Raw genomic sequence first — 25,435 nt, 5'->3', positions numbered from 1 at the left:
TGCAATCAGGAGCAGAACACCGCAGGCGATGCGCTTTCACGAGATTCCTGGCCCGAAGCGTTGCTTGCCCAGGTTGAACGTATTGCTGCACCTGACTCGACAGGAGAATCTCCCGTTCCTGTGCTGCTCACACCCCGCACTATCACGCCCGCATCCAGCCTTGATGTCGCACGATTGCTAGCAGCGTCTAAGGATATGCCCGCAGCCATAGTGCGTCAAATCGTTGGGCTTCCGGGGTTTGATCCCAATGCCACCAATGGGGATGCGTTAACTTCTTTTTATCTTGCTGCAGAATACGGGAATATATGCTTTGCTTCCCTCCTGATTGAACAAGGAGCTAAATATTGGGTGAAATTTCGAAGTTTTTACCCTCCGCTTCAAGCGGCCATTGATAATCAACACTTTACTTTTGTTCAATGGTTTCTTCAGGCATTACCTGAGCATAAGCGGGTTAATGTTGTAATTGCAAAAAATTACAAAGGTATTCCCATGATGCACCTGGCCGCAAAATACCCCGAATTTTTAAAAGATATTCTGAACTGCCTGCCTGAAATAGAAAAAGCGGGAGTTGTGATGGTACGAAGTCATGGCGGCAATACTGTGCTGCATCGGCTAGCAGCCAGCCACCCGAAAATACTGCACCAGCTTTTGGATTACTTACCTGAAAAAGTAAGGGATGTTACTTTGAAGGCAACGAATGATTCTGAAGATACCGTGATGCATCTGCTCGCAACCAGCAGCCCGAAAATTCTGATTTCGCTACTTAAATGTCTGCCCGAAGCAGCTCGATATGACACGATCAAGGTTAAAAACCCGAACGGTTTGACCGTACTGCACCAAGTCACGGAAGACCATCCGGAAATTTTAAAACAAGTACTGGACTGTCTGCCCGAGGTAGAAAGAGCTGGCGCCGTTATGATTAAAAACCCTAAGGGCTTTACCGTATTGCATCAGGCAGCAGCAGACCATCCTGAAATTATCAGACAGATTCTGGATTGCTTGCCTGAGGCATTAAGGGCTTGTGCTGTGATGGTAGAGGAATTTAATGGCAATACGGTATTACATCAAGTCGCAATTAGAAGTCCTGAAATTCTAAAACAGATTCTGGAATGTCTACCCGAGGCAATGAGGGCTGATGCTGTGATGGCAGGGAATCAGTATGGTGTTACCATGCTCCATCTCACCGCATCAAAACGCCCCGAAATCTTGAAACAGCTATTGGACTGCCTTCCTGAAGGAATAAGGGCAGGGGCTTTAATCAAGAAATTTCAGTGTGGTAATAGCGTGCTGCACCTGGTCGCAGCAAAATGTCACGAAATCCTGAAACAGCTAATGGACTGCTTGCCCAGTGAGGCGAGAGCTGATGCCTTGATGGTACGAAGCGCGTATGGAAATACCGTGTTGCACCGGGTAGCAATAAGCAATCCCGGGATTTTGATACCTCTTCTGGATTGCCTGCCTGATAGAGATAAAGTGAGCGTCCTGAAGGTAAAGAATATGGATGGTGATACAGTTCTTGATTGGGTGAAAATTACTGGTCATTCCGAGTTATTGCGTTTTATTGAAGAGTTACTGGAACAAGAGGAACTTCGAGCAAACCATCAAATCAGCCTGGACTCAACTATTCCTCACCATGAAGCAGGATTTCGATTACCACCAGCAGCCTCTTCACCAGGGAGGGATGCTTCTCTGTTTTTTTGCTCCAATACATTGTTTGCCAGGAGTGGGGTAGTGCGACAGGATTCAGATAATCCGGATGAACAACGCACCTTAAAGCGGTGAGTTGTTCACTTCAACCGCAGCACTGATGCACTTATGGCTCTAAGCTGAATCTGTGGTGCTGTTATTTCTACTGTTCTTGTTAATTATAGATACAGTAGGAGCAGATCGGTCAGAGGTTTGATTTTTTTGCCTGGGTACATTTGGAGTTAAACTCATTCATGAAAGTCCCTAGCTCTTGTACTGACAATGTGGTTTTATCTTTTGTGATATAGCTCAACACGAGCTTATTAAAGCATGCTTGATATCCAGTATGCTCAGGGGATTTTAAATCAGAAAGGGTTTCGGGATCCTTGGAAAACTGGATGGATGTTAATGTCGCCTTGGTACTGTCTTTTTGTAAATCAGTTGTGTATGAAGCCGTTGCAACGCAGCAGGCTGCGCAGGCGTCCAAATCATCATACGCTTGTAACTGCTCGGGGTTGTTGTTACTGATGGAAAGAAAATCTCCTGGTGTAATATTGGATGTAAAAGTGATGATGTTTTTATTCTGTGTTACCTCATTTAAACCACCATTACAACGATCTCCACCAAAAGGTAAGGTTTTAATATGCAATTTGTTCTGATCACGATTGACTAGATAAAGGGAGGAAAAATGACCACTGCCTCCTGTGTTACTGATCAACAGAAGGGTATAAAGGTGATTGTAATAACCGATTACTTTATAATAACTGTAACTGGAAGCAAAGCCTGAATCATCCTTCAATTTGTATTCAAAACCGTAATATCCTTCGTTTAATAATTCTTTAGATTGGCCAAGTACGTTAATTGGCTCAAGCTCACAATTATCAGTTAATGATAGAGTTTTGTTGGAGAGTTCTCCCTGATCAAAACACAAAGGATTAATTGGCTTGTTATTGTACAATAAATCAGCAGGCAATGTGGAAGAGGAGGATGCATAAATCACTGTGTTGATGCTCAACCCTAAACAAACACTGAACAAGAGTAGTGTTATGCTTGATTTATTCATCGTAATCCTCTTTGTGCTCCCTGTATTTTTATAGTGTAGTCCAGCAATCCGCGTAAAACTATTTCGAGTGATTGCTTTTTTTAGTTTAGTCCATAAAAAGCCGCTGTTGCCTGTAAGGGGTTATCTTGAGCCAGGCTGGTATTTATATTTGAGTTGTCAGGTTATACTCTGTATCAATCGGGTCGAATGTTCGAATATCATGGTGCTTCGAAAATATAATAATAAGGGTGAATATACTCCTTTTCCAGGTCTCACTGTTGTGGCATCGGTGCAATCTGCTGATCAATGCTTATGGGCAGACATTAATCGATTAATCAACGAGTCTACCTTGCTTGCTTCCTGCTATGCCCCTCTTTCTAATAAAAGTTATCATATGACGGCTCTTAATCTTTTTACAGAGAGGGCGGTTGGAAGTGGGAGATGGAAGGATTTTCTTATTTCGAATACACCTCTTTTTAAAACAATTCAAACTGCCTTTGAACACAACAAGTTTTGTCCTGAAGTCAGCATTGAGTCACTTGAGGTGAGCCGTACTGTAAAGTTGGTTGTTCGCTTGCCTTTGGCCCAAAAACAAGTGATTAACGATATTGCGCATCAGTTTGATTTGAAGAGCAAAATTCCTCATCCTTTTCATATTACATTGGCTTATCGATATAAACGAGTTGATAGACAAAGGGAACTGGATATTGAGCATCAATTACAAGAGAGCCTTGCACCTTTATTAATTGGCCATTCATTTTTATTGAATCCACCGACCTTGTGCTTCTTTAATGATATGAATGCGTTTATTCCCTGGGATGGAACCTATGTTCCTTTTAATAACTTGGTGGAGTAATCAATTGCGAAAGTATGCTCTGTTAATGAATACTCTTCAAAATCAATGCCGCTTATAAAATATCCATTATGCCATGTTAGTTGGAGTGAAATGGTTCTGTTCTGGTGCATCATGAAACGATTTTGATTCAAGAATTTTATTATCTATCAGTGCCTTTTGCATTTTTATCAGTTGAGCAAAAGTACCTCTGCTGGTACTAGTCATAAACCATCCACGTTGAATGGAAAAAAATTGATTCAAAGAAGTTTTAGGCGATAAGCATTCTTTTATAAGATCTTCCTGTACATCACTGCTTAAATTCCGGATGTACTTGATGACCATCTCTTTAGCATTAGGAAATTTGGCCAGGAGGGGCAGATGATGCTTGCTTATTTTGTTCTGTTGCAGATCGCAAACCAGGTGCATTATCCCATCGTCCTGAATGAAATAGTCTATTAAGTCTGGTGTAAACAATTTTCTTTCCTGGGGAGATAGTTGACTCAAAGCGACTAATTCTTTGCTCCTTTCAGGTTTATTCATTTCCAAAATGATGCTAAGCAAGGAACTATTATTTCTGTCCACCGAATCGGGATCGGCGCCATTTCGTACCATGATGATGTAATTGTCTGCTGAAAAACGCTGAGTATTTCTTAGATTCATCATGAGCTGTATTGGAGTGCCTTCATTACTTTTATAATGAATGCTTTCGGGATGCATTTTAAGCAATTCAAGCGCATAACTGAATTTCAATCGTATAAACTGATGAATGGGTGCTGATCCGGAGCTATTTCGTACATTCGGATTGGCGCCCAATCGAATCATCGCAATAAGAGAGTCAACACTGAAGCCGTCATTGAGCATGTAATACAAAGGTGTAAATCCAAATTTATCTTTAATATTGATGTCAGCGTTATAGTCCTCAATCAGTTGAAATGCTTCTGTCATACGATGATTAAAAACTAATAGATGAAGTAAACTGTAACCGCAATCATTGAGGATATTCGGGTTGGCTCCTAAATCTAATAATGCAAAAGACTCACTGGTATATATTGATTTATTGAGTAATTGGCGTAATTGTGCATTTAAATCCATTCAAGTACTCTCAAGAAAAGCAAACTATACAATAATAAAATTTCAGTCATTAATCTATAAGTCACTGATTTTATTAGAGTCGTTCAAATATGGTTCTCGTATTAAAGCCGAATAAGCGTTCATGCATTCGGTAGGCGTATTCATCGGTCATATTGGCCAAATAATCACAAACAACCCGGTAGGCTTGAGTTTCATCTTCAGCCTGTTTAAATAACTGGCGATTTTTATTATCCAACAGACTTGCGGGATTGGAGCTGATGGCGTCAAATAAGCGAAGAACAACGGTCTGGCCGCCGTATTCAAAAGTGCGAGCCTCTTGAGAATCAATTACATTGTGATAAATGCATTGCATTAAATAGTGTAATAACGCAGCTGCTTCCGGGATTAGTGCAATGTTGTATTTCAATAAATTATTTTCAAATAATTCATTCATCGTCACAATTTGGGTTGAGGTAATAAAATAATTGACCATTTCCCCAATGGCTTGTTTTCTTAAACAGAGATCATTTGAAAATAATGAGTTGATTAAGTGATCCTGATCTTTGGTCAGGGAGGTATTGCCAAGCAGCTCTCTGAATTCGGATGTATCCAGATGAGAGGGATTGATGAGTCTTAAATGAATGGCATCCTCCAAATCGTGAACTCCATAAGCAATATCATCCGCGGTATCCATTATAGAGCAATCAAAACTGTGGAAGGCTGATTTACCGCATTGTGTATCCTGCGGTTGTTTGGACAGCGATTGAAATAATATTCTATCACTTTCAGAAAATGGGGATAAGAGCCAATCAACTTCAGGTTGCTCGCAATCAAAATAGGCTTTGGGGGGCAACCAATCGTTAATTTTTATGGTTTTATGGATGGACTCATGAATAGGAGGTAGTTTTTTTGCCGCCACATCGGATCGTTTGACAGGGTATTTTAATAGGCCTAATAAGGCGCGGCGGGTTAAATCAAGACCAAATCCCCCGTAACTGTTTTCAACCTTGGTCAGTAGCCTTAGTGTCTGTGCATTACCCTCAAATCCACCGTATTCGCGCATCATGTAATTTAAAGCAACTTCTCCACCATGTCCAAAAGGGGGATGTCCTATATCATGGAGTAGGCAGATAACACTAATCAAATCATCAGGGGGTAACAGGTTGGATAAAAATTTCGGGTGGTTCTGATTATTAATCAGATTATGAACGATGCTTCGGCCAATAGAATCTACTTCCAGCGAGTGAGTTAAGCGAGTACGGTGAAAATCACCTTCATCTGTTCCTAAAATCTGAGTTTTTCTTTGTAATCTTCTAAATGCTGGACAGTGTATTACCCTGGTTCTGTCGCGTTCATAGGGATCTCGATGATCCTGAGAACCTCTTTGATTGGTTTGACCTGAGCGTCGATGTGTCCACATACTATTTATCACTAAGAAACAAAAAAGATACTTTATGACATACTTTAGCTGGAAACAACTGGATTGCTAAAGTTTTCTTGAAATCGGTAGATAACAACCAATAAGAGCAGAAGTAAAAATTATAAATCAGGGGGTTATGATGAATTATAAAATAAGATTCCTGTTTTTGGGGGTGTGCATCACTAATTTATCTTCATGTATGGTTTATGAAGAATATAATTCAGCCAGTTATCGTACGTATACTTATGATGATGCTCAATTGTATCCGCAGGCCGATTACAGAATGTACAATTATGGCTATCAAAATGGACCTGCTCAAAGTGGAGTCAGTGTACCAGACTCCTATCATGTAGGTGAATATCATTCCCCAGTATCGTTTAAGGATAGGGATAGAAATTGGGTAAACGGTCAAAATCCTCAAGGTTATACCATTCAGGTCGCTGATGATGAGAAGGCTTCAAAAGTAGCGCAAAAACTATATAAGGCACCAAAAAATGATCGTATGGCCCAGATTAAATATCAGCGAAATGGTAAGTCCTATTACAAGGGTTTATACGGTACTTATGATAGTCAGGAAGCAGCTCAAAAAGCATTGGATGAACTACCTCCTGAAATTAAGCAGGGTGCAGGGGTAACTAACTGGGGTAATGTCCAAAATAATATGGATGAATAGAGCTGTAAGTCAGGCTGCTGTAGTGATAATAATCATCAATTTGGTCACTCCAGGGGTAGTGGTATGTTCCACATCAAATTGTTTGATTGTTATCGTATATTTATCATTGATTTTAGCAAGCCATTGCATAAATAGTTTAAAGGGAACTGTATCAAAGGTGAGCTGGATGTCTCCTGAACCAGTTTGTTGTAATTGATAGGGAAATTTCAGTGTTTCATTATTTTTGAGTTGGGTTGCGAGCAGGGTGAGTAATTGGCTGTTATCTACTGATTGTTTTGTTGTGGCTGAATGAGCCTTTTGCCGTACCTGCTTCATCCAGGCCAAAGTTTCAGTTTTTTCAATGAGCTGAGAAGATTTTAAAGTGACTTTATTGCTTAATGGGGTATAAAGAAATTGATAGTAAAAGTAAATGACAAGGCTTAAAACAGCAGCCAGTACCATCCATTTTTCTCTCTCATTAAGCGAATTCAAATAGGATTTCACGTGAGCTCCAGGGTAGCGACTACTTGTTGATCTCGAGTTGATGCTTGGGTTTGTTTTACTTTTAATTGCATTGTTTTTAATTTATTTTCCAGTTGTTCCAGATTAGCGAAATCAGTGCTGACCAGGGTTACTGATAATGTTTTGTTTTGATACCGTAAGTTTTCTATCGTGTTATGCTCGGCATTCATGGCTTTGGCAAATTGATTTAATAAAAACCAAAATCGCGTTTGACTGTTTGCGCTATTATTTCCAAGAAGTTGGCTGATACGGAATTTGGGGCTAATTACCTGTTTTGCATCAGGGAAAAACTCATGATAAATAGTCGCGATCTGGTCATCGAGTAGTTTGTTTTGCTTGTTCAGAGAATGAAGGGATATGGCATTTACCAACAGTAGAGAAGCCAACCAACAACCGCACAATACACCTGCGATTCGGTATCCTTTTTTAATCCAGTCGGAAGTATTTCCATGCTGCATGCCACCTTGGCACAGGTTTAATGGCTTTGTTGTTAGTAATTTTTTAGCTATCCAAAGGTACGATGAATCATTGTCTTTGACGACTGAGCTGTCAGGAGTTAATTGACTGTCTTTAAATAACAGAACCTTATCCTGAGGGTGATTTTTTAAATAATATTGAGCAAGCTCTCCGGAAAGTGCTCCCTTAAAATCATCATGATGCACCAGGAGTGAAGATTCTGTAACGATTAATTCATTGGCAGACAGTGCGTACCAATCCAGAGTAATTTCTTCATAGATGATTTGGTGTTCGTCAAGGAGCCGCATGATGAATTGTAATCGTGCTTTACTAAGAACGGTAATAAGATACTGGTTGTTTTGATATCTTAGTTTGTCAAATGCAAAATGAAGCTCTTCTACAGGTTGAGCGAGCTTTTCTTCTAGAGCAAAAGGAATTGCGACCCGTGCTTTTCGTTCTGGAAGCCAGGGAAGCTCCAGGCTAAGAATGCTGGCACTGGCGGTTGATTCAACAATTAACGTCGAACATTCACTTTGCAAGGATTTAATTTCAGCAAAAGTACGTTGTTCTGGCGGCGCAATTAATGCGCCATCAGAAGATATTTTCAAACAAAAGCAGCCATTATCATCAAGATGCTGAGTATACAAGAAACATTTATCCATGAGTTAAACTCTATTTAATTTATCGATGTTAATGGCGCAATTGTGTTCAGTATATCTTAAAAACAGTAAATTCGAATCATACATATGCCCTATGCTTTTTGGTATTTTGCGCCACCCAGTGCTGTTTTAATTGTTGTGATAACAGATAGACAGCCATTGCATACTGAGGACTGGAGTTATAACGGGTAATTACAAAGAAATTAGGGTAAGCCAACCAATATTCTTTACCCTCGTTAGTCAATAACTCTATGACGCCAGCACGCGCTGGATGATGTAGTGATGCAGTAACTGGTTTGATCCCTGCTGCTTCCAATTGAGCAAAGTTATAATTTGCCGTTTTAGGATTCATCTGTATGCGTTTGTATTTCCATCCTGAAATTTTAGCAGGTTGCGCGATTCCACCATTTAATCTCCATCCATGCTTATGAAGATAGTTGGCAATACTTCCAATGGCATCCGCATTATTAGTCACCAAATCACGATGCCCCTTGTTATTAAAGTCTACGGCATAATATCGATAACTGCTGGGCATAAATTGAGGCTTACCTATAGCGCCTGCATAGGAACCTTTATGATGAGTTGCCGGTACTTTGTGCTCTCGGCAAAGCAGTAAATATTCGGTTAGCTCTTTGGTAAAAAAAGGAGAACGTTTAGGATAGTTGAATGCCAGAGTGGCCAGTGCATCAAGAACACGATAATCTCCCTGACGTTCACCATAAAGTGTTTCAACACCTAAAATCGCAATAATAATTTCGGGCGGTACGCCATATCGTTTTTGTGCTCTGTCGAGGTCTTTTTTATTTGCAGCCCAAAAATCCAAACCTCCTTTCACTCTTTGAGGTGTTAGAAATAACCCTTTGTATACATCCCATGTTTTCTTTTCATAGGGCTTTTCCATTGATTCAATAATCTGTGGTTGCAGTACCACTTGATTCATGGTTTCAGTGAGCTGTTTTCTGTTGAATTGATGGTTTTTGACCATGGAATTTATAAAATTCTGAACGTCTTGGCGTTGAGTAAAGGCTGTGTCTGCATAGCTTGTGCAGGACACAAGAAACAGTAGGGTGTAACCTAACCAGATGAGTCGTCGCATGGTGCATCCTATTATTAAAGCGAAAGGAAGAATTTTAGTAAAATTGAGGGGCATTAGCAAATTCTCTTTGCAAAATGAACCAATTAGACCACAAATACAACAGAAATAGCTTAGCCTACTTTCTGCACGGCCACATTTAAGATAGACTTATGCAATTTGCAAAAAAGGGTTACTTCAGTTGAGCGATTTAAAGCGGATTCGTAATTTTTCAATAATTGCCCATATCGATCATGGCAAATCTACTTTGGCTGATCGGTTTATTCAGATATGTGGCGGGTTAACCGAGCGTGAAATGAGCTCTCAGGTTCTTGATTCCATGGACATCGAGCGCGAACGCGGTATTACTATCAAGGCGCAGTGTGTCTCGTTAAATTATACTGCCAAAGACGGTAAAACCTACCTGCTTAATTTTATCGATACTCCAGGCCATGTTGATTTCAGCTATGAGGTGTCACGTTCACTTGCTGCCTGTGAAGGCGCCATCTTGGTTGTTGACGCAGCCCAGGGGGTCGAAGCCCAGACTGTCGCTGTATGTTATACGGCGATTGATCAGTCTCTGACTGTTCTTCCTGTATTAAATAAAATTGACTTACCCCAAGCTGAGCCGGAACGGGTAATTGATGAAATCGAAGACATTATTGGTCTCGACGCGCATGATGCCATTCGGGTCAGTGCAAAAAGTGGCATCGGTGTTGAAGACGTTCTAGAAGCGCTGGTTGCTAACATCCCCCCTCCTGAAGGGACTTTGGATGCTCCTTTGCAGGCATTGATTATTGACTCGTGGTTTGACAGTTATCTTGGAGTTGTATCTCTGGTTCGTATTGTTAATGGTTCCATACGCAAGGGCGATAAAATGCGGGTGATGTCAACTGGCAGATCCTATGAAGTGGATCAGGTTGGAATATTCACGCCTAAAAGAACCAAACTGGATGCTTTAAACGCCGGTGAAGTAGGCTATGTTGTTGCCGGGATTAAAGAAATTCAAGGAGCTCCGGTTGGGGATACCTTGACTCTTGATAAAAATCCTGCCGAACAGGTATTGCCTGGTTTTCAACGGGTTAAGCCACAAGTCTATGCCGGATTGTTTCCTATTAGCTCGGATGATTTTGAAGCATTCAGGGAGGCATTGGCTAAATTAAGCCTGAATGATGCATCACTGTTTTACGAACCTGAGTCTTCAGAGGCATTGGGATTTGGTTTTCGCTGTGGATTCCTCGGAATGCTGCATATGGAAATCGTACAAGAGCGTTTGGAGAGGGAATACAATCTGGATTTAATCTCAACCGCGCCAACCGTGGTTTATAAAATTGTGACTCAAAAAGGGGAAACGCTGCTCATTGATAATCCATCACATTTACCTCCCTCACCGCAGATAAAAGAAATGTATGAACCCATAGTCAGAGCGAACATTTTGGTTCCACAAGACTATCTAGGGCCTATTATTAACTTATGTGTTGAGCGGCGTGGTGTTCAGGTGAATATGACGTACAGTGGCCGCCAGGTCTCTGTATCTTATGATATCCCAATGAGCGAAGTGGTTTCTGACTTTTTTGATCGACTGAAATCGGTTAGTCGTGGTTATGCTTCGCTGGATTATAATTTTTTACGTTTTGATGCAGCCGATTTGGTGAAAATGGATGTATTAATAAACAGCGAAAAGGTGGATGCTTTATCGGTTATTGTACATAGAAGTTCCGCCAACAGCCGTGGCAAGTTAATTGCTGAAAAAATGCAGGAGCTTATTCCCAGACAAATGTTTGATGTGGCCATTCAGGCAGCTCTTGGTAGCCATATTATTGCGCGACAGACTGTTAAGGCTCTAAGAAAAAATGTGACCGCAAAATGTTATGGTGGTGATGTGTCGCGTAAACGAAAATTGCTGGACAAGCAGAAAGCGGGTAAGAAACGCATGAAACAGGTAGGACATGTTGAGATCCCTCAAGAAGCGTTTATGGCCGTTTTTCAGACCGATAAAAAGAAATAATCAGCGTGTACAGGACATATGGATTTTAGATTGGGTTATTTTTAGGAAATTAATTTATGAACTTTGCTTTAATTTTAGTAATTCTGTCCGCAATCAGTGGATTTATCTATCTTTTGGATGTGGCTTTTTGGGCTAAAAAGAGAGGCTCGGATAAAAAACCAGGCCGAATTATTGAATATTCTCGTTCCTTTTTTCCGGTTTTTTTTATTGTTCTCTTATTGCGTTCCTTTTTAGTTGAACCGTTTCGAATTCCTTCCGGTTCATTGGAGCCTACATTATTAGTTGGTGATTTTGTTGCAGTCAATAAGTTTGCCTATGGGTTAAGACTTCCTGTTTTGGAAAAGAAGGTTATTCCCATATCCAATCCTAAAACTGGGGAAATCGCAGTATTTCGTTGGCCGCCAGCCCCTTCATATGATTACATCAAGCGCGTCATCGGCGTGCCTGGCGATCATGTGACCTATCACAATAAAAAATTAACGGTGAATGGTAAAGAAGCAAAGCAAACTTTTGTTGCCTACACTATAGACGAAAGCTCGGGAAAACCGGTTGCCCAATATAAAGAAGATTTAAACGGCGTAGTACACGATATATTTGTAAGAGCAGATGTTCCTGCTGTCGATTTTGATATAGTTGTTCCTGAAGGGAACTACTTTATGATGGGTGATAACCGTGACGACAGCGCAGACAGCCGTTTCTGGGGCTTTGTTCCTGACAATTATTTAAGGGGGAAAGCCTTTCTGGTCTGGATGAGCTGGAATGGTAAGACTGATAATTTACGTTGGTCAAAGATCGGAAGATTAATTAGATAAAGGACTATAAAATGCAAAAGCAGCAAGGGATGACTTTAATCGGGATGTTGTTTACTGTAATTGTGGTCGTTATGGCTGCAGTGGTGGTGATGAGGGTGGTTCCTGTGTATTTACAACACTATTCTATAGTTCAGTCTATAAAAGGTTTAAATGAAACACCGGTTTCTACTTTAACTGGAGATTCTTATAGTGATATTGAGACTCTTAGAGCAAGCCTTTCCAAACGATTTGATATCAATGGTGTTGATGATTTAAACAATGATCAGTTAGTCATTTCACCGGATGGCCCGAACAGATTCAAGGTAAAATTAAAATATCAGGTTGTAAAGCCCTTGGTATATAATATGAGCTTGATGGTTGATTTTGATAATACATACGAGGTGGTAGTTGGCAGTGAAAATTGATTTAGACAGACTGTGCAGGCGCTTAAACTATCAATTTCAAAAACCTGCTTATTTGAAGCAGGCACTGACTCACTGTAGTGTGGGCAGTGATAATTATGAACGTTTTGAGTTTCTTGGTGATTCCATTTTAAGTTTTGTCATCGCCCATGAATTGTTTCATCGATTTCCTTCTCAAAGTGAAGGCCAATTAAGCCGTTTGCGATCTTTTTTGGTCAAAGGTGAAATGCTGGCTGAAATTGCCAAAGAATTGTCTCTTGGTGATTTTCTCTATCTGGGACAGGGTGAATTAAAGAGCGGTGGTTTTCGCCGAGCATCCATTTTGGCTGACGCTCTGGAAGCTATTTTTGCAGCTATTTTTCTGGATAGAGGTATTGATGCTGCTAAAGACGTGATATTGAATTTATACCGTTCCCGGTTAGATAATCCTAATTTAAATGATTGTTTAAAAGATGCCAAAACACAATTACAAGAGTATTTACAAGCGGAAAAATTTGCTCTTCCTGAATATACTTTAACTAAAGTAGAGGGCGATGAACACGATCAAATATTCTATGTTACCTGTTCAGTAGATGGGATAAAGCATGTGTCTTATGGTCATGGTGCCAATCGAAGAAAAGCAGAACAATTAGCAGCCAAATCATTATTAGATCAATTAAGATTGCCTGAATAACGGGCAATTTAATCTCTCCTTAAGCATTTTAAGATAGAATATTTTTAATAACTTAAAAAGCTTTGGAGCTCAACCATGCCACAGGACGAACAGAATCAATCAAATCCACCATCGCAACCACAATCTAAAAAGGCAGATGTTGTCATTGTTGGGGGAGGTCCCATTGGCTTAGCCCAAGCGTGGGGTTTAAAAAAATTAAATCCTCAATTAAAAGTTGTAGTTCTTGAAAAATATGAGGAATTTCAAAGAAAACACACTTTGGTGATGCAGCATAAGCAGTTGGCAGCTTTAATTCAAGCAACACAATCCAGCGATGATCCACGTTTGATTGCACTAATGGAACAACTTCGCAAAAGTCCCAATATTCGAACTAATACCTTACAATAAACGTTCCGGGACATAGCAAGAGATTCAGGTGTTGAAATTATTATTGAACAAGTGAAGCCCGAATCGATTAGAGAACAAGTGTTAGCCTATGATCCTGAATTGGTCATTGGAGCCGATGGTACGCATAGTGTGACGAACCAGGCTTTATTTCCTAAAGACAACCGAATTCACTATGAAATTGATTATGCGATGCAAGTGCGTTTGGAAATAGACGGCAAAGTGGATGCTAATCTGGACCAAACAGTACAATTTTATCAAAGATTAGCTCATCACGGGCTAATTGCGACAGAGCAAGTTGGAAGATTAGACCCTAAAACAGGTAAAACCCCTGTGACCATGCAAATTATTATTCCCAAAGAAGATTATATGATTTTGAATGGTCTTAAGGAGAAACCTAATGCTCAAAATCCAATAAAACCTTTTGGCAACGAACTGGAGTATCGTGAAATTCCAGACCATTTGCAGACTTTTATCGACAGTTATCTTTATGAGCGGCTTAAATTATCAGGCAGTAACATTAATCCTCATTCTATTCGGATTAGTGTGAATGAACTACCGGCGTCAAGAGTAACTGAAACGTTTACACACCTCCAGAATCCAGAGACTCACAAGGATGTATTTGTGTCGTTAAATGGGGATTCAGCACTTGGATTATCATACTTTAAAGGTCTAAATGCTGGATTGGAGGCATCTGCCAAATTCTTCACCTGTATGGCACCTGCAATTGTGCAAGGCCTCAAGGATAAAAACCTGGTTCAAAAATCATTGGATGAGTACCAATCCTGGTTTTCTGTTTATGCAGAACAAAAAGTAGGAGAAGTCAGAAATTACAGTGCGGTTAAAATAGGAAGCTCATTAAAAGTCATTAAAGGCGTTCAAGGTTCCAAAGTCGTCTCTGCTTATATCCCTGAAGTCGACAAGAAACCGATTATTGATGCATATTATCACTTGCTAGCCAGAGCAAATCCAGATGATGTTGTTGATTTTCGACCCTATCCTCATAGATCTTACGATCCAGACATCCAGTTAGGTCAGTTCGGTTATGTGCCTGTACACTATACAATGAAAAAAACCACCAAAATATTTGCTGATTTTTTTAAGCCTTACAAAAGTGGTTATCAAGTAATGAATGATTTTAAGCAACCATTCACTGGCGTTGTTAATGTGTTCATGGGGATAACCAAGTCAGTATTGGGGATAGGCACTTTAAGCCCAACACGCATTTTAGATGGAGGCGCTCATCTGCTTCGTGGCGTTATTGAATTAGCCATGACTCCATTAACTTTTTTGGTAAAACCATTTGTCCGTGGTGTTTTGACCTTATTCAGCTCTTACAAAAAAATAGAAGAAAATACAGGAGTGCAACATTTGGTTGATTTAGGAACTAACTTGTTAGAATCACAAGAAGAGAAGGAAGAGCTATCCTTTGATAAAATGCAACAATTACTAGGCATCTGTAATGATCTGCATCGTAAATTTAATAAATCAGTTCAACGAGGGCAAGATACCCAGATCAGCAGCTCCATAGAGCGAGAGTATATTAAACGCTTGACCGATACGGCAAGTCCAGAGACTACATCAACTAAATTCAAAGATTATTTAACATTATTTAAAGGACCTTTTGTTGCTGCTGATGAATGTAAACAGCAACAAACCCTGGCGTTATAATTAAATAGAATTTGAGCTTCGTTGTTTTCAATCATCCAGAATTGCTGATGCTGGCCTCAAGTCTTTTGATGCCATCATCAGCAATAGAACGCTGTTTTGACTCCGGTTGGGTTATTGCACTAGTCAATTTAGGACATTTGTTCCAATATAGTGCAACAGTCCAACCATTCCTCCTCTGATTGATGCAAGGAAGAAATAAATTTGTCTCTTTGATTTATTAACTGATTTAAATTGTTCTGCTGATTACTGTTTTCATAGAGACTCGGATCAGCCAGTTGTGTATCCAGCCTTTTAATTTCATTCTGCAATTGATCAATGATTTGTTCCAATTTTTTTATGCGGTTTTGAATTACTTTTTTTTCTTTATAGTCATTTGTTGATTGAGATGAAGTTGTTGTTTTTACATCTTTAGATTGCAGCCACGAATAATAATCATCCAGATCGCCATCAAAAGGCTGTACTTTTTGGTTATGGACTAAATAAAAATTATCCACGCTTGTTTTAAGCATATGTCTGTCATGCGAAATAAGAATTAAAGCACCTTCATAGCTTTGTAATGCGAGTTCAATTGCAGATCGCATTCCCAAATCCAGATGGTTTGTCGGTTCATCAAGCAGGAGCAGATTGGGTTTAAGCCAAACAAGCTTTGCCAGCGCAAGGCGTGCTTTTTCACCACCTGAAAAGTGTTGAATGGGATGGACTGCCATATCCCCTATAAAATTAAAACCTCCCAGGAAATCACGGATGGTTTGTTCTCTGACTTCAGGAGACAGGATCTGAATGGTTTCAACAGGACTTAATTGACAATCCAATTGTTCCAATTGATGCTGTGCGTAGTACCCGATTTTCAAGTGGGCTGATCGATGAATGGTTCCGTTTAAAGTGGGCAGGGCTCCGGTTAATGTTTTAATCAAAGTGGATTTACCCTCACCATTTGGCCCTAACAATGCAATGCGATCTCCTGGGTTCAGGGAGAGGTTAATTTTCTTCAAAATTGGAGTTTGGTACCCTGCATCCACCAGATTACACTGAATCAATGGATTACCCGCACGAGGACAGGGAAAGAAATCGAAAGAAAATGGGGAATCAGCCTGTGCTGCGGCAATAATCTCCATTTTTTCAATTGCTTTTAATCGACTTTGTGCCTGCTTGGCTTTGGTCGCTTTTGCTTTAAATCGATTGACGAAGGACATCATATGAGTAATTTTAGCTTGCTGCCTTTCGTGCATTATCTGTTGTAATGCTAGTTGTTGGGCATGAGTTTTTTCAAAGCAACTGTAATTTCCAGAGTATAAATTAAGCTTTTGATGCTCGATATGCAAAATATGAGTTACAAAGGCATCGAGGAACTCTCTGTCATGCGATATCAAAATAATCGTACTTGGACTTTGTTTCAAAAAACGCTCAAGCCAAAATATGGCTTCCATATCCAGATGGTTCGTCGGCTCATCAAGTAAAAGTAATGCGGCTGGTTTCATCAAGCAGCGTGCGAGACTTAGCCGCATACGCCAGCCTCCGGAGAAACTATTGACTGGTGCGTTTTGTTGATCTCCTCTGAAACCTAAACCAGACATAATCGTAGCGGCCTGAGCCGGTTTGCTATAACCTCCGCTATGGCTTAGTTCTTCATGACACGCCAGTACTTCAGCATCATTACCTGACTGCTCGGCTTTTGCCAAACGAGCCAATAGTTTTATATACTCTTCATCGCCAGCAAGAACAAAATCCAGAGCCTTTTCATCGCTGTCAGGTAACTGCTGTGATAAGTGACTGATACTTAATTGTGGATTAATTAAATATTCGCCCGTATCTGAGTTCAGTTTTCCAAGAAAAAAGTCGAATAGAGTCGATTTACCACAGCCGTTATGACCAATAAGACCAATCTTCTGCTTTTCATAGAGGCTGACGTCGGCTTTATCCAGTAAAATTTTATTGCCGCGAGAGAGAGTAATTTGACGAAGGGTAAGCATCATGAACCATTGAACAGATATTAATAGCTAATTTTACCATAGTTAACAGAATGATTTAACGGCTTGTCGACACATCCCTGTGAACATTCTAATCGCTGGGTTCTATAGTTTTGTTTCGTGCAGATTGATAACGTGCTTGCTTCTCTATATCGATGTAGCGATCTGTGGTCGCACTGGAGCTATGCCCTGCATCATCCCGAACATGTTCTCGTGGTCGAATTTTAACGTCTTCAGAGATTCCAGTATGCCTCAACCAGTGCACTGTAGCGGCTGATAAATTATCGGCTTCTTCAGAAAGTCCTTTTTGACGAAGACGTTCACCTGCCAAATCAAAACAACGCTGAATAATCCTGCGAATAGGAGCGGTATCACTCATGGGGCCATTTCCCCGAATTTTGGGAATTAATGGGGAGTTATCCGCAGGTGAGGGCAGGGGAGTTAACCCTAAAAATAAACGCCAACGAGTCAGGCTTTCCAACATTGCCTCGCTCACTGCAATCTGCCGCTCCTTATTTCCCTTACCCACAGTAGTGAACCACCAATGGCCATTACTGTCTTTGGCAAAGTCATTCATACTGGGAATCCAGCGATCACTGGCCGCGAGTTCCGATATTCTTAAATACATACCAAATAGCAAGCTTAACATAAATCGAGTACGCTCATGCTTTTCTGGTGACTCCTCTGCCATTGATTCCGCAGCATGCAATACTTCATTCCATTGTAAAAGACTTAAACGTCGTATCGGTGCATTGTGTTGTCTTTTGCGAATGAACTTACTTTTTTGACGGATAAGTGCTACGGGATTGGAAACAGCATATTCTTCAGCTATTAAAAAATTAAACAGGGTACTTAAGATGGCGAATATTTCCTGGGTTGCACCTTGAGATAAACTGAATTGATCCAGAGATGCATTATGACCATTTTTTATAGATGTTTTACTGATAGTAACAACAAAAGGACGCCATTCTGTATTGGGGATTCTTTTGCCGTCCTTTTCTATGAATCGTGGTACTTTTTTCAGACTAATCCAGGATTTGGGCGGGTTTTGACAAAAATGGATGTATTCTTCAATGTCATCCCGTTTTAGTTCGTCAATTGTTGCGTTTTTCACATGCCAGGACCATTGAAGCAAGCGTTCGGCTTCGCGGCGGTAGCTGTTAAATGTTCCCTGGCTTCCAGTATAACTTTTAAGAAAGCTTAAGGTGTACTTAAAGTCATTTTGAAATCGGGTATCCGGTAAAATCACGTGTTCGTGGTTTTTATGCAGATAAGTAAGATTATCGAATATAGGTAACAGTATAGTGTTCATAATTCAGAGTTAAGTCCATGATTGTTAATGCTAGCTTAAATTTCATGATTTAGATAGAAGGGCAATAATGTTCTAAAATGATCCTTTTGAAATCAAAAGGAATAAGATTTGAATTGAATTAAACATTTAATAAAAAATTAATGCTTTAGGTTATTGACGTTGGTGATATGAGCTAGTATTATCTGCGCTCTGTCCTTGGACGGGTAACGGGGTGTAGCGCAGTCTGGTAGCGCGCCTGCTTTGGGAGCAGGATGTCGGGGGTTCGAATCCCTCCTCCCCGACCAATTAAGCGCCCGTAGCTCATCTGGATAGAGCATCGGCCTTCTAAGCCGAGGGTAGCAGGTTCGAATCCTGCCGGGCGCGCCAGCCGTCATGTTGTACTAGGTTTGCTGGAAAATTATTATGGTGAGCGTAGCTCAGTTGGTAGAGCCCCGGGTTGTGATCCCGGTTGTCGTGGGTTCGAGTCCCATCGTTCACCCCATTTGTAAATAAAATAAAAGTCTAGCGCTAAAGATTCCATCTGAGTCTTTACAAGACTGAATTACTGATTGATAATCCAACCTGATTGCGAAAGTGGCGGAATTGGTAGACGCACTGGATTTAGGTTCCAGCGGGGCAACCCGTGAGAGTTCGAGTCTCTCCTTTCGCACCATTTCATGATAATTTCCAAGAGGTGAATTAATGCAAGTTTCTGTTGAGACCTTAAAAGGTTTGGAGCGTAAGGTAACAGTTTCTGTACCTGCAGAGAAAGTTGAGGAAGAAGTGAGCTTACGTCTCAGAAATCTTGCTCGCAAAGTTAAGGTTGATGGTTTCCGTCCCGGAAAAGTACCTATGAATGTAGTTAAGAGCCGCTACTCTGATAGCGTACGGGAAGAAGTCGCTCGAGAAATGGTACAGTCTACATTATTTGAAGCCCTACAAAAAAATGAACTGGTTCCCGCAGGCTATCCATACGTTGAGCCTGAACAGGTTGAGCAGGGCAAAGATTTCCGATATACCGCTGTATTTGAAGTAATGCCAGTTTTTGAAGTTGCAGAATTGAATCAAGCCACTGTTGAGTTAACACGCTCGGAAGTTACCGATAAAGACGTTAACGACATGATGGATAAATTACTTGAGCAAAATAAAGAATGGCATGAAGCATCCCATGCGGTTAAGAAAGGTGATAAGGTTGTTATTGATTTCCAAGGATTCCTTGGAGACACACCATTCGAAGGCGGCAGCGCTGAGGGACATGAGTTGATCATCGGTTCTGGAGCAATGATCCCTGGATTTGAAGATGGAATTATTGGCGGCAAAAAAGACAAGCCTTTTGATATTAAAGTGAACTTCCCTGAAGATTATGGTCACGCAGATTTAGCAGGTAAAGAGGCTACATTCAAGATTACCGTTCGTAAAGTGATGGAAGGTAAATTACCTGAACTCAATGATGCGTTCGCAGAAAAATTCAACATCAAGGAAGGTGGCATTGAGGCGCTCAAAAAAGACATTAAAGACAATATGGTTCGAGAACTCGAGCGTCGCGTCGACATGATGAACAGAGAAAAACTGTTTGATAAGCTGATGGAAGTAAACACCATCGATTTACCTGTAGCTTTAATTGATAAAGAAATCGAACACTTAAAACACGACATGTATCATCGCTTGTTTGGACATGAACACAAAGACGATGAACAAATTCCTGATTTTCCTCGTGAACTGTTTGAAGAACAGGCAAAACGTCGCGTTCATCTTGGCTTGCTCTTTTCAGAATATGTTAAAAAACATGAAATAGTTGCAGACAAGGACAGAGTTAATGCTATGATTGATAAATTCGCCAGTGCTTATGAAAGTCCTGATGAATTAAGAGCATGGTATCAGTCCAGTAAAGAACATATGGCTGAAATAGAAGCTCTGGTGATGGAAGATATGGTTGCCGATAAAATCGCCGAAGATGCAAAGCTTAAATATAAAAATAAGGATTATGATTCAGTGATGAATCCCAAAAAGGGCACTGAGAACAAAGGAGACTAAGTATGCCGGGCTATTCAGATAACTTAATTCGAAGTGCTAGTGGATTAGTTCCAATGGTTATCGAGCAAACATCTCGAGGTGAGCGCTCATATGATATTTACTCAAGACTGTTGAAGGAGAGAATTATCTTTCTTTTGGGTGAAGTAGAAGACCATATGGCCAATCTGGTAGTTGCCCAATTATTGTTTCTTGAATCTGAGAATCCTGAGAAAGATATTTCTCTGTATATCAATTCACCTGGAGGTGTCGTTACTGCTGGTCTTGCTATTTACGACACAATGCAATTTATTAAACCAGATGTAAGCACTTTATGTATCGGTCAGGCAGCAAGTGCTGCTGCTCTGTTATTATGTGCTGGTGCGGATGGTAAACGTTTTTGTCTTCCGAATTCACGAGTAATGATTCACCAACCCCTCGGCGGTTATAGAGGCCAGGCAACGGATATTGAAATTCATGCGCGTGAAACTCTGGCAGTTAGAGAGCGTTTAAATAGCATTATGGCGAAACATACCAAAAAAACACCTGATCAAATTATGCGTGATACTGAGCGAGATAATTTCATGAGCGCTTCTCAAGCAGTTGATTATGGACTGATTGATAAGGTTCTTTATGATCGAGAGCTTGTATCAGGTACATCTGAGTAACTAGCCAATCGATATTCATGCTAATTCCGCTTGATTTTTGCGGAGTTGGCATTATTTAATTGGCTTATCTTTTTCTGATTGACTAAAATTTTACATGTATATTACTAATTAATCTGGTAGTAGCTGTAAGAAGGGGTTAGGTTATGAGTAAATCCGGTAACGGAAGTGGAGATAAAGTTCTATATTGTTCTTTTTGTGGCAAGAGTCAGCATGAAGTTAAAAAACTTATCGCAGGACCCTCTGTATTCGTGTGTGATGAATGTGTTGAGTTATGTAATGATATAATTCGAGAAGAAACACATGAAGTTCAGGAAGAAACAGAAGCCCATTTACCTTCACCTAAAGAAATTTCGAGTTTTCTTGACGAATATGTTATAGGACAGCCACATGCCAAAAAAGTATTGTCTGTAGCTGTTTATAACCATTACAAACGTTTGCAGCACAAGAGTGAGGATGGTGTGGAACTGGGTAAAAGTAATATTTTACTCATTGGTCCGACAGGGAGTGGTAAAACATTGCTGGCACAGACTCTCGCACGAATTTTAAATGTTCCTTTTGCCATGGCTGATGCCACCACTTTAACTGAAGCAGGGTACGTTGGAGAAGATGTTGAAAACATCATTCAAAAATTATTGCAGAAATGTGATTATGACGTTGATAAAGCGCAGCAAGGAATAGTCTATATTGATGAAATTGATAAGATATCAAGAAAATCAGATAATCCTTCTATTACCCGAGATGTTTCTGGTGAGGGCGTGCAACAGGCTTTACTCAAACTGATCGAAGGAACAATTGCTTCCGTGCCGCCTCAAGGTGGACGTAAACACCCACAGCAAGAATTTCTCCAGGTAGATACTTCTAATATATTATTTATATGCGGAGGCGCATTCGCTGGCCTGGAAAAAGTGATTCGCGAACGAAGTGACAAATCAGGCATCGGATTCTCTGCACAATTAAAAAATAAAAAAGACAATAGTGAAGAAGTTTCTAAAGTCCTAAACCAACTTGAGTCTGATGATTTAGTTAAATTCGGATTGATTCCTGAATTTGTTGGCCGTTTACCTGTTGTTACAACCTTACAGGAACTGGATGAAGCTGCGTTAATTGATATTCTGACTCGGCCTAAAAATGCATTGACCAAGCAATTCCAGTCTCTCTTCAAAATGGAAGATGTTGATCTGGAATTTAGAGACGAAGCTTTGACAGCAATCGCTAAAAAAGCATTGGAACGAAAAATGGGCGCTCGCGGTTTGAGAGCTATACTTGAAAATATTCTTTTAGACACCATGTATGAATTACCTTCATTAGAAGGGGTGAATAAGGTTGTTATAGATGAGAGTGTAGTGAATAATTCATCCAAACCTATTCTTATTTATGAACATGAAGAGATGATAAGCGCCGCAGGCAGTAAAGAATAACTCGTGTCCATTGAATCTCATAGTGAAAATCATCCACTATGGGATTCAAGTCTTCATCCCTCATCGTTCTAAAACAGGCGAGCATTTGTAGATGTGTTGACATTGTTCTATGTTAACAAGTTAGAAGCACTTTTGAATTTGTTACCAGAAAATCAATAATTTATCGCTCATTTAACGAATTGTTCACTGGCTTTAATATCTGTATACTCATATAAAACGTAGCAAAATTCTAATCAAGGCTTTTCGTTTGAATAAGGGTTCATCATGTCTAGTGAAAATGAAATGATATTAAGTGAGACGGCTAATATGTCTAACGTTCCTGTTTTACCATTAAGAGATGTAGTGGTTTACCCTCATATGGTGATACCTCTATTTGTCGGGCGTGGAAAATCAATCAAAGCCCTTGAAGCGGCAATGGTTGATAACAAGCAGATCTTCCTGGTTGCTCAACGCAAATCGGCTAATGATGATCCAACTCCGGATGATATATATCAGGTAGGGACGCTATCCAGTGTTTTGCAATTACTAAAACTTCCTGATGGTACAGTAAAAGTACTTGTTGAGGGAGAAAAGCGTGCTCGAGTAAAAGTATACAATCAGGAAAAAGGGTATCTTGAGGCGTCACTTGATCCTATAGAAGAAGTGAATCTGGAATTAAAAGAACCAGAAATTGGTATCTTAATGCGTTCCTTGATGTCTCAATTTGAACAATACATTAAATTAAATAAAAAAATACCACCTGAAGTATTATCACCTCTTGCCAGTATTGAAGAGCCAGGTCGATTGGCTGATACCATCTCCGCTCATTTAACACTTAAGGTAGATGACAAGCAAGAGTTGCTCGAAACTTTGGATGTAGGCACTAGGCTGGAACGCTTAATGGCCGCCATTGAAAATGAAATCGATCTTTTACATGTTGAGAAGAGGGTCAGAGGCCGCGTTAAAAGACAGATGGAAAAAAGTCAACGCGAATATTATCTCAATGAACAAATTAAAGCGATTCAAAAAGAATTAGGGGAAATGGGCGAAGAGGGTAATGAAATTGAACAGCTGGAGCAATCAATTAATAAAGCCGGAATGCCCAAGGAAGCGAAAGAAAAATCGCTGGCTGAACTTCATAAATTAAAAATGATGTCACCTATGTCTGCAGAGGCAACAGTCATTCGTAATTACCTTGACTGGATGCTGATGGTTCCCTGGAAGAAAAAAAATAAAATCCAGTTTGATTTGCTCAAAGCAGAAAAATTATTGGATAAAGAGCACCATGGTTTGGAACAGGTTAAAGAACGAATTATCGAATATCTGGCAGTTCAACAGCGTGTCAAACGTTTGAAAGGTCCTATTTTATGTTTGGTAGGCCCTCCAGGGGTTGGTAAAACTTCTTTGGGACAATCTATTGCAAATGCTACTGGACGTACATTTATTCGTATTGCTCTTGGTGGCGTGAGAGATGAAGCGGAGATTCGCGGTCATAGAAGAACCTATATTGGCTCCATGCCAGGTAAAATAATTCAGAAGCTATGTAAAGCTGGTGTCAAGAATCCGCTTATTATGCTCGATGAAGTCGACAAGATGGCAATGGATTTTCGTGGAGACCCTGCTTCAGCGTTGTTGGAAGTTCTGGATCCAGAGCAAAATCATACCTTCAGCGATCATTACCTTGAAGTTGATTATGATTTGAGTGACGTTATGTTCATTGCAACAGCCAATTCTCTTGAAATTCCTGCTCCCTTGCTGGATAGAATGGAAGTGATTCGTCTTGCCGGATATACCGAAGATGAAAAAGTAAGTATTGCGGAACAGTATTTGGTACCGAAACAAATTGCATCGAATGGATTGAATACAAATGAAATCCATATCAGTGAAGGTGCTATTAGAGACATTATCCGACATTACACGCGCGAGGCTGGTGTTCGTAACCTAGAACGAGATATAGCGAGCGTTTGCAGAAAAGTAGTTAAAGAAATTCTTTCCAATAAAAAAATAAAAAAAATCACTGTAACTGTGAGCAATATTGAAAAGTATCTGGGTGTGAAAAAATTTAGATATGGTTTAGCTGAAGAATTTGATCAGGTAGGCCAAGTAACCGGATTAGCCTGGACCAGTGTAGGAGGTGAGTTATTAACCCTCGAGGCATCGATGATGCCGGGTAAAGGAAAAGTTACGCATACTGGGCAATTGGGTGAGGTGATGCAGGAATCCATCCATGCGGCAATGACAGTAGTCCGAAGTCGAGCCAAGAAATTGGGTCTGGCTGATGACTTTTTCGAAAAAAGTGATTTTCATGTGCATGTGCCTGAAGGAGCTACTCCAAAAGACGGACCTAGTGCTGGAATCGGTATGGCTACAGTTCTTGTATCTGTGGTTACACAAATTCCCGTCAAGGCGGATGTCGCAATGACCGGTGAAATTACCTTGCGTGGACAAGTTTTGCCCATAGGCGGTTTAAAAGAAAAATTATTGGCTGCCCATCGAGGTGGAATTAAACACGTACTGATACCTGAAGACAATGTAAAAGACCTTGAAGAGATACCTGATAACGTTTTAAGAAAGCTCTCAATTCACCCTGTTAAGACCATTGAACAGGTTCTTGAGCTGGCTTTACAACGCAGTCCTTGGGTAGATCAGTCAACAAATGTACAATCTGAGGTGTTAGCGAATAAGAAATCAAAAAAAATTAAAAATAATGATTTACATGCACATTAATTAAGGGTATA

Annotated in this window: 21 protein-coding genes and 4 tRNA genes; 17 read left to right on the top strand and 8 right to left on the bottom strand. The window is 40.2% G+C overall.

Annotation, left to right across the window (positions count from 1 at the left end; all coding sequences use genetic code 11):
• On the top strand, positions 1-1,782 hold a 1,782-nt coding region (locus G543_RS19090; RefSeq protein WP_028383122.1), incomplete at its 5' end, for an ankyrin repeat domain-containing protein.
• 109 nt (positions 1,783-1,891) lie between these two features.
• Here the strand turns inward: G543_RS19090 and G543_RS0102475 are convergent.
• The gene (locus G543_RS0102475; RefSeq protein ID WP_028383121.1) at positions 1,892-2,749 is read right to left on the bottom strand and encodes a hypothetical protein; all 858 of its coding nucleotides are present in this window, start codon (positions 2,747-2,749) and stop codon (positions 1,892-1,894) included.
• 199 nt (positions 2,750-2,948) lie between these two features.
• Between G543_RS0102475 and G543_RS0102470 the strand changes: the two genes are divergently transcribed.
• Positions 2,949-3,584 carry a DUF1868 domain-containing protein gene (locus G543_RS0102470; RefSeq protein ID WP_028383120.1) on the top strand — a complete coding sequence of 212 codons (636 nt, stop codon included), beginning with the start codon at positions 2,949-2,951 and terminating at the stop codon, positions 3,582-3,584.
• 66 nt (positions 3,585-3,650) lie between these two features.
• On the opposite strand, the gene G543_RS18270 is transcribed toward G543_RS0102470, so the two are convergent.
• Together G543_RS18270 and G543_RS0102460 are read right to left on the bottom strand one after the other, a co-directional pair.
• Positions 3,651-4,655: an ankyrin repeat domain-containing protein gene (locus G543_RS18270; protein WP_051190553.1), complete on the bottom strand. Its 1,005-nt coding sequence runs from the start codon at positions 4,653-4,655 to the stop codon at positions 3,651-3,653.
• Positions 4,656-4,728: 73 nt separating this feature from the next.
• Positions 4,729-6,054, bottom strand: a complete 1,326-nt coding sequence (locus G543_RS0102460; protein ID WP_028383119.1) for an anti-phage deoxyguanosine triphosphatase — start codon at positions 6,052-6,054, stop codon at positions 4,729-4,731.
• Positions 6,055-6,190: 136 nt separating this feature from the next.
• Here G543_RS0102460 and G543_RS0102455 point away from each other — a divergent pair, with 136 nt between their 5' ends.
• A complete protein-coding gene (locus G543_RS0102455) occupies positions 6,191-6,727 on the top strand; it encodes an SPOR domain-containing protein (protein ID WP_115343492.1) in 537 nt (178 codons plus the stop codon).
• A 9-nt stretch (positions 6,728-6,736) separates the two neighbouring features.
• Here G543_RS0102455 and lspM read toward each other — a convergent pair whose 3' ends face one another.
• The 3 genes from lspM to mltB all read right to left on the bottom strand — a co-directional run bounded on the left by lspM (position 6,737) and on the right by mltB (position 9,439).
• Entirely contained in the window at positions 6,737-7,210 is a 474-nt protein-coding gene (gene lspM / locus G543_RS0102450; protein WP_028383117.1) for a GspM family type II secretion system protein LspM, read from the bottom strand.
• The gene (gspL, locus tag G543_RS0102445) at positions 7,207-8,346 is read right to left on the bottom strand and encodes a type II secretion system protein GspL (protein ID WP_028383116.1); all 1,140 of its coding nucleotides are present in this window, start codon (positions 8,344-8,346) and stop codon (positions 7,207-7,209) included. The genes lspM and gspL overlap by 4 nt, the downstream gene beginning before the upstream one ends.
• Positions 8,347-8,422: 76 nt before the next feature.
• On the bottom strand, positions 8,423-9,439 hold the full coding sequence (gene mltB / locus G543_RS0102440; protein WP_028383115.1) for a lytic murein transglycosylase B: 1,017 nt from the start codon (positions 9,437-9,439) through the stop codon (positions 8,423-8,425).
• Positions 9,440-9,617: 178 nt separating this feature from the next.
• Between mltB and lepA the strand changes: the two genes are divergently transcribed.
• The 6 genes from lepA to G543_RS16895 all read left to right on the top strand — a co-directional run bounded on the left by lepA (position 9,618) and on the right by G543_RS16895 (position 15,364).
• A complete protein-coding gene (lepA, locus tag G543_RS0102430; protein ID WP_028383114.1) occupies positions 9,618-11,423 on the top strand; it encodes a translation elongation factor 4 in 1,806 nt (601 codons plus the stop codon).
• A gap of 56 nt (positions 11,424-11,479) precedes the next feature.
• The gene (lepB, locus tag G543_RS0102425; protein ID WP_028383113.1) at positions 11,480-12,235 is read left to right on the top strand and encodes a signal peptidase I; all 756 of its coding nucleotides are present in this window, start codon (positions 11,480-11,482) and stop codon (positions 12,233-12,235) included.
• A gap of 11 nt (positions 12,236-12,246) precedes the next feature.
• Positions 12,247-12,639: a DUF4845 domain-containing protein gene (locus tag G543_RS0102420; protein WP_028383112.1), complete on the top strand. Its 393-nt coding sequence runs from the start codon at positions 12,247-12,249 to the stop codon at positions 12,637-12,639.
• Complete coding sequence (gene rnc / locus G543_RS0102415) at positions 12,629-13,309, top strand: ribonuclease III (protein ID WP_028383111.1); 681 nt, start codon at positions 12,629-12,631, stop codon at positions 13,307-13,309. Before G543_RS0102420 ends, rnc begins: the two co-directional genes overlap by 11 nt.
• A gap of 75 nt (positions 13,310-13,384) precedes the next feature.
• Positions 13,385-13,696 (top strand): FAD-dependent oxidoreductase, encoded by a 312-nt coding sequence (locus G543_RS16900; protein WP_035921238.1) that lies wholly within the window; start codon positions 13,385-13,387, stop codon positions 13,694-13,696.
• A 51-nt stretch (positions 13,697-13,747) separates the two neighbouring features.
• Entirely contained in the window at positions 13,748-15,364 is a 1,617-nt protein-coding gene (locus G543_RS16895; protein WP_133141322.1) for a hypothetical protein, read from the top strand.
• Between the two features lie 128 nt (positions 15,365-15,492).
• Here G543_RS16895 and G543_RS0102405 read toward each other — a convergent pair whose 3' ends face one another.
• Positions 15,493-17,334, bottom strand: a complete 1,842-nt coding sequence (locus G543_RS0102405; protein ID WP_028383110.1) for an ABC-F family ATP-binding cassette domain-containing protein — start codon at positions 17,332-17,334, stop codon at positions 15,493-15,495.
• Between the two features lie 88 nt (positions 17,335-17,422).
• Positions 17,423-18,643 (bottom strand): tyrosine-type recombinase/integrase, encoded by a 1,221-nt coding sequence (locus G543_RS0102400; protein ID WP_028383109.1) that lies wholly within the window; start codon positions 18,641-18,643, stop codon positions 17,423-17,425.
• A gap of 207 nt (positions 18,644-18,850) precedes the next feature.
• Here G543_RS0102400 and G543_RS0102395 point away from each other — a divergent pair.
• From G543_RS0102395 to lon, 8 genes are all read left to right on the top strand, one after another.
• Positions 18,851-18,927, top strand: a tRNA-Pro gene (locus tag G543_RS0102395).
• A gap of 5 nt (positions 18,928-18,932) precedes the next feature.
• Positions 18,933-19,009 (top strand) — tRNA-Arg (locus G543_RS0102390).
• A gap of 39 nt (positions 19,010-19,048) precedes the next feature.
• Positions 19,049-19,124, top strand: a tRNA-His gene (locus G543_RS0102385).
• A gap of 86 nt (positions 19,125-19,210) precedes the next feature.
• A tRNA-Leu gene (locus tag G543_RS0102380) sits at positions 19,211-19,295 on the top strand.
• A 29-nt stretch (positions 19,296-19,324) separates the two neighbouring features.
• Positions 19,325-20,656 carry a trigger factor gene (tig, locus tag G543_RS0102375; RefSeq protein WP_028383108.1) on the top strand — a complete coding sequence of 444 codons (1,332 nt, stop codon included), beginning with the start codon at positions 19,325-19,327 and terminating at the stop codon, positions 20,654-20,656.
• Positions 20,657-20,658: 2 nt separating this feature from the next.
• Positions 20,659-21,300: an ATP-dependent Clp endopeptidase proteolytic subunit ClpP gene (clpP, locus tag G543_RS0102370; RefSeq protein ID WP_028383107.1), complete on the top strand. Its 642-nt coding sequence runs from the start codon at positions 20,659-20,661 to the stop codon at positions 21,298-21,300.
• 143 nt (positions 21,301-21,443) lie between these two features.
• A complete protein-coding gene (gene clpX, locus G543_RS0102365) occupies positions 21,444-22,718 on the top strand; it encodes an ATP-dependent Clp protease ATP-binding subunit ClpX (RefSeq protein WP_028383106.1) in 1,275 nt (424 codons plus the stop codon).
• A gap of 264 nt (positions 22,719-22,982) precedes the next feature.
• The gene (gene lon, locus G543_RS0102360; RefSeq protein WP_028383105.1) at positions 22,983-25,424 is read left to right on the top strand and encodes an endopeptidase La; all 2,442 of its coding nucleotides are present in this window, start codon (positions 22,983-22,985) and stop codon (positions 25,422-25,424) included.
• Positions 25,425-25,435 lie beyond the last annotated feature (11 nt).

This window comes from Legionella moravica DSM 19234 (genome assembly GCF_000423305.1).
In the GTDB taxonomy this organism is placed as follows: Bacteria; Pseudomonadota; Gammaproteobacteria; order Legionellales; family Legionellaceae; genus Legionella; species Legionella moravica.
The sequence above is the reverse complement of the archived record's forward strand: the minus strand, read 5'-3'. Positions and strand labels throughout refer to the sequence as shown.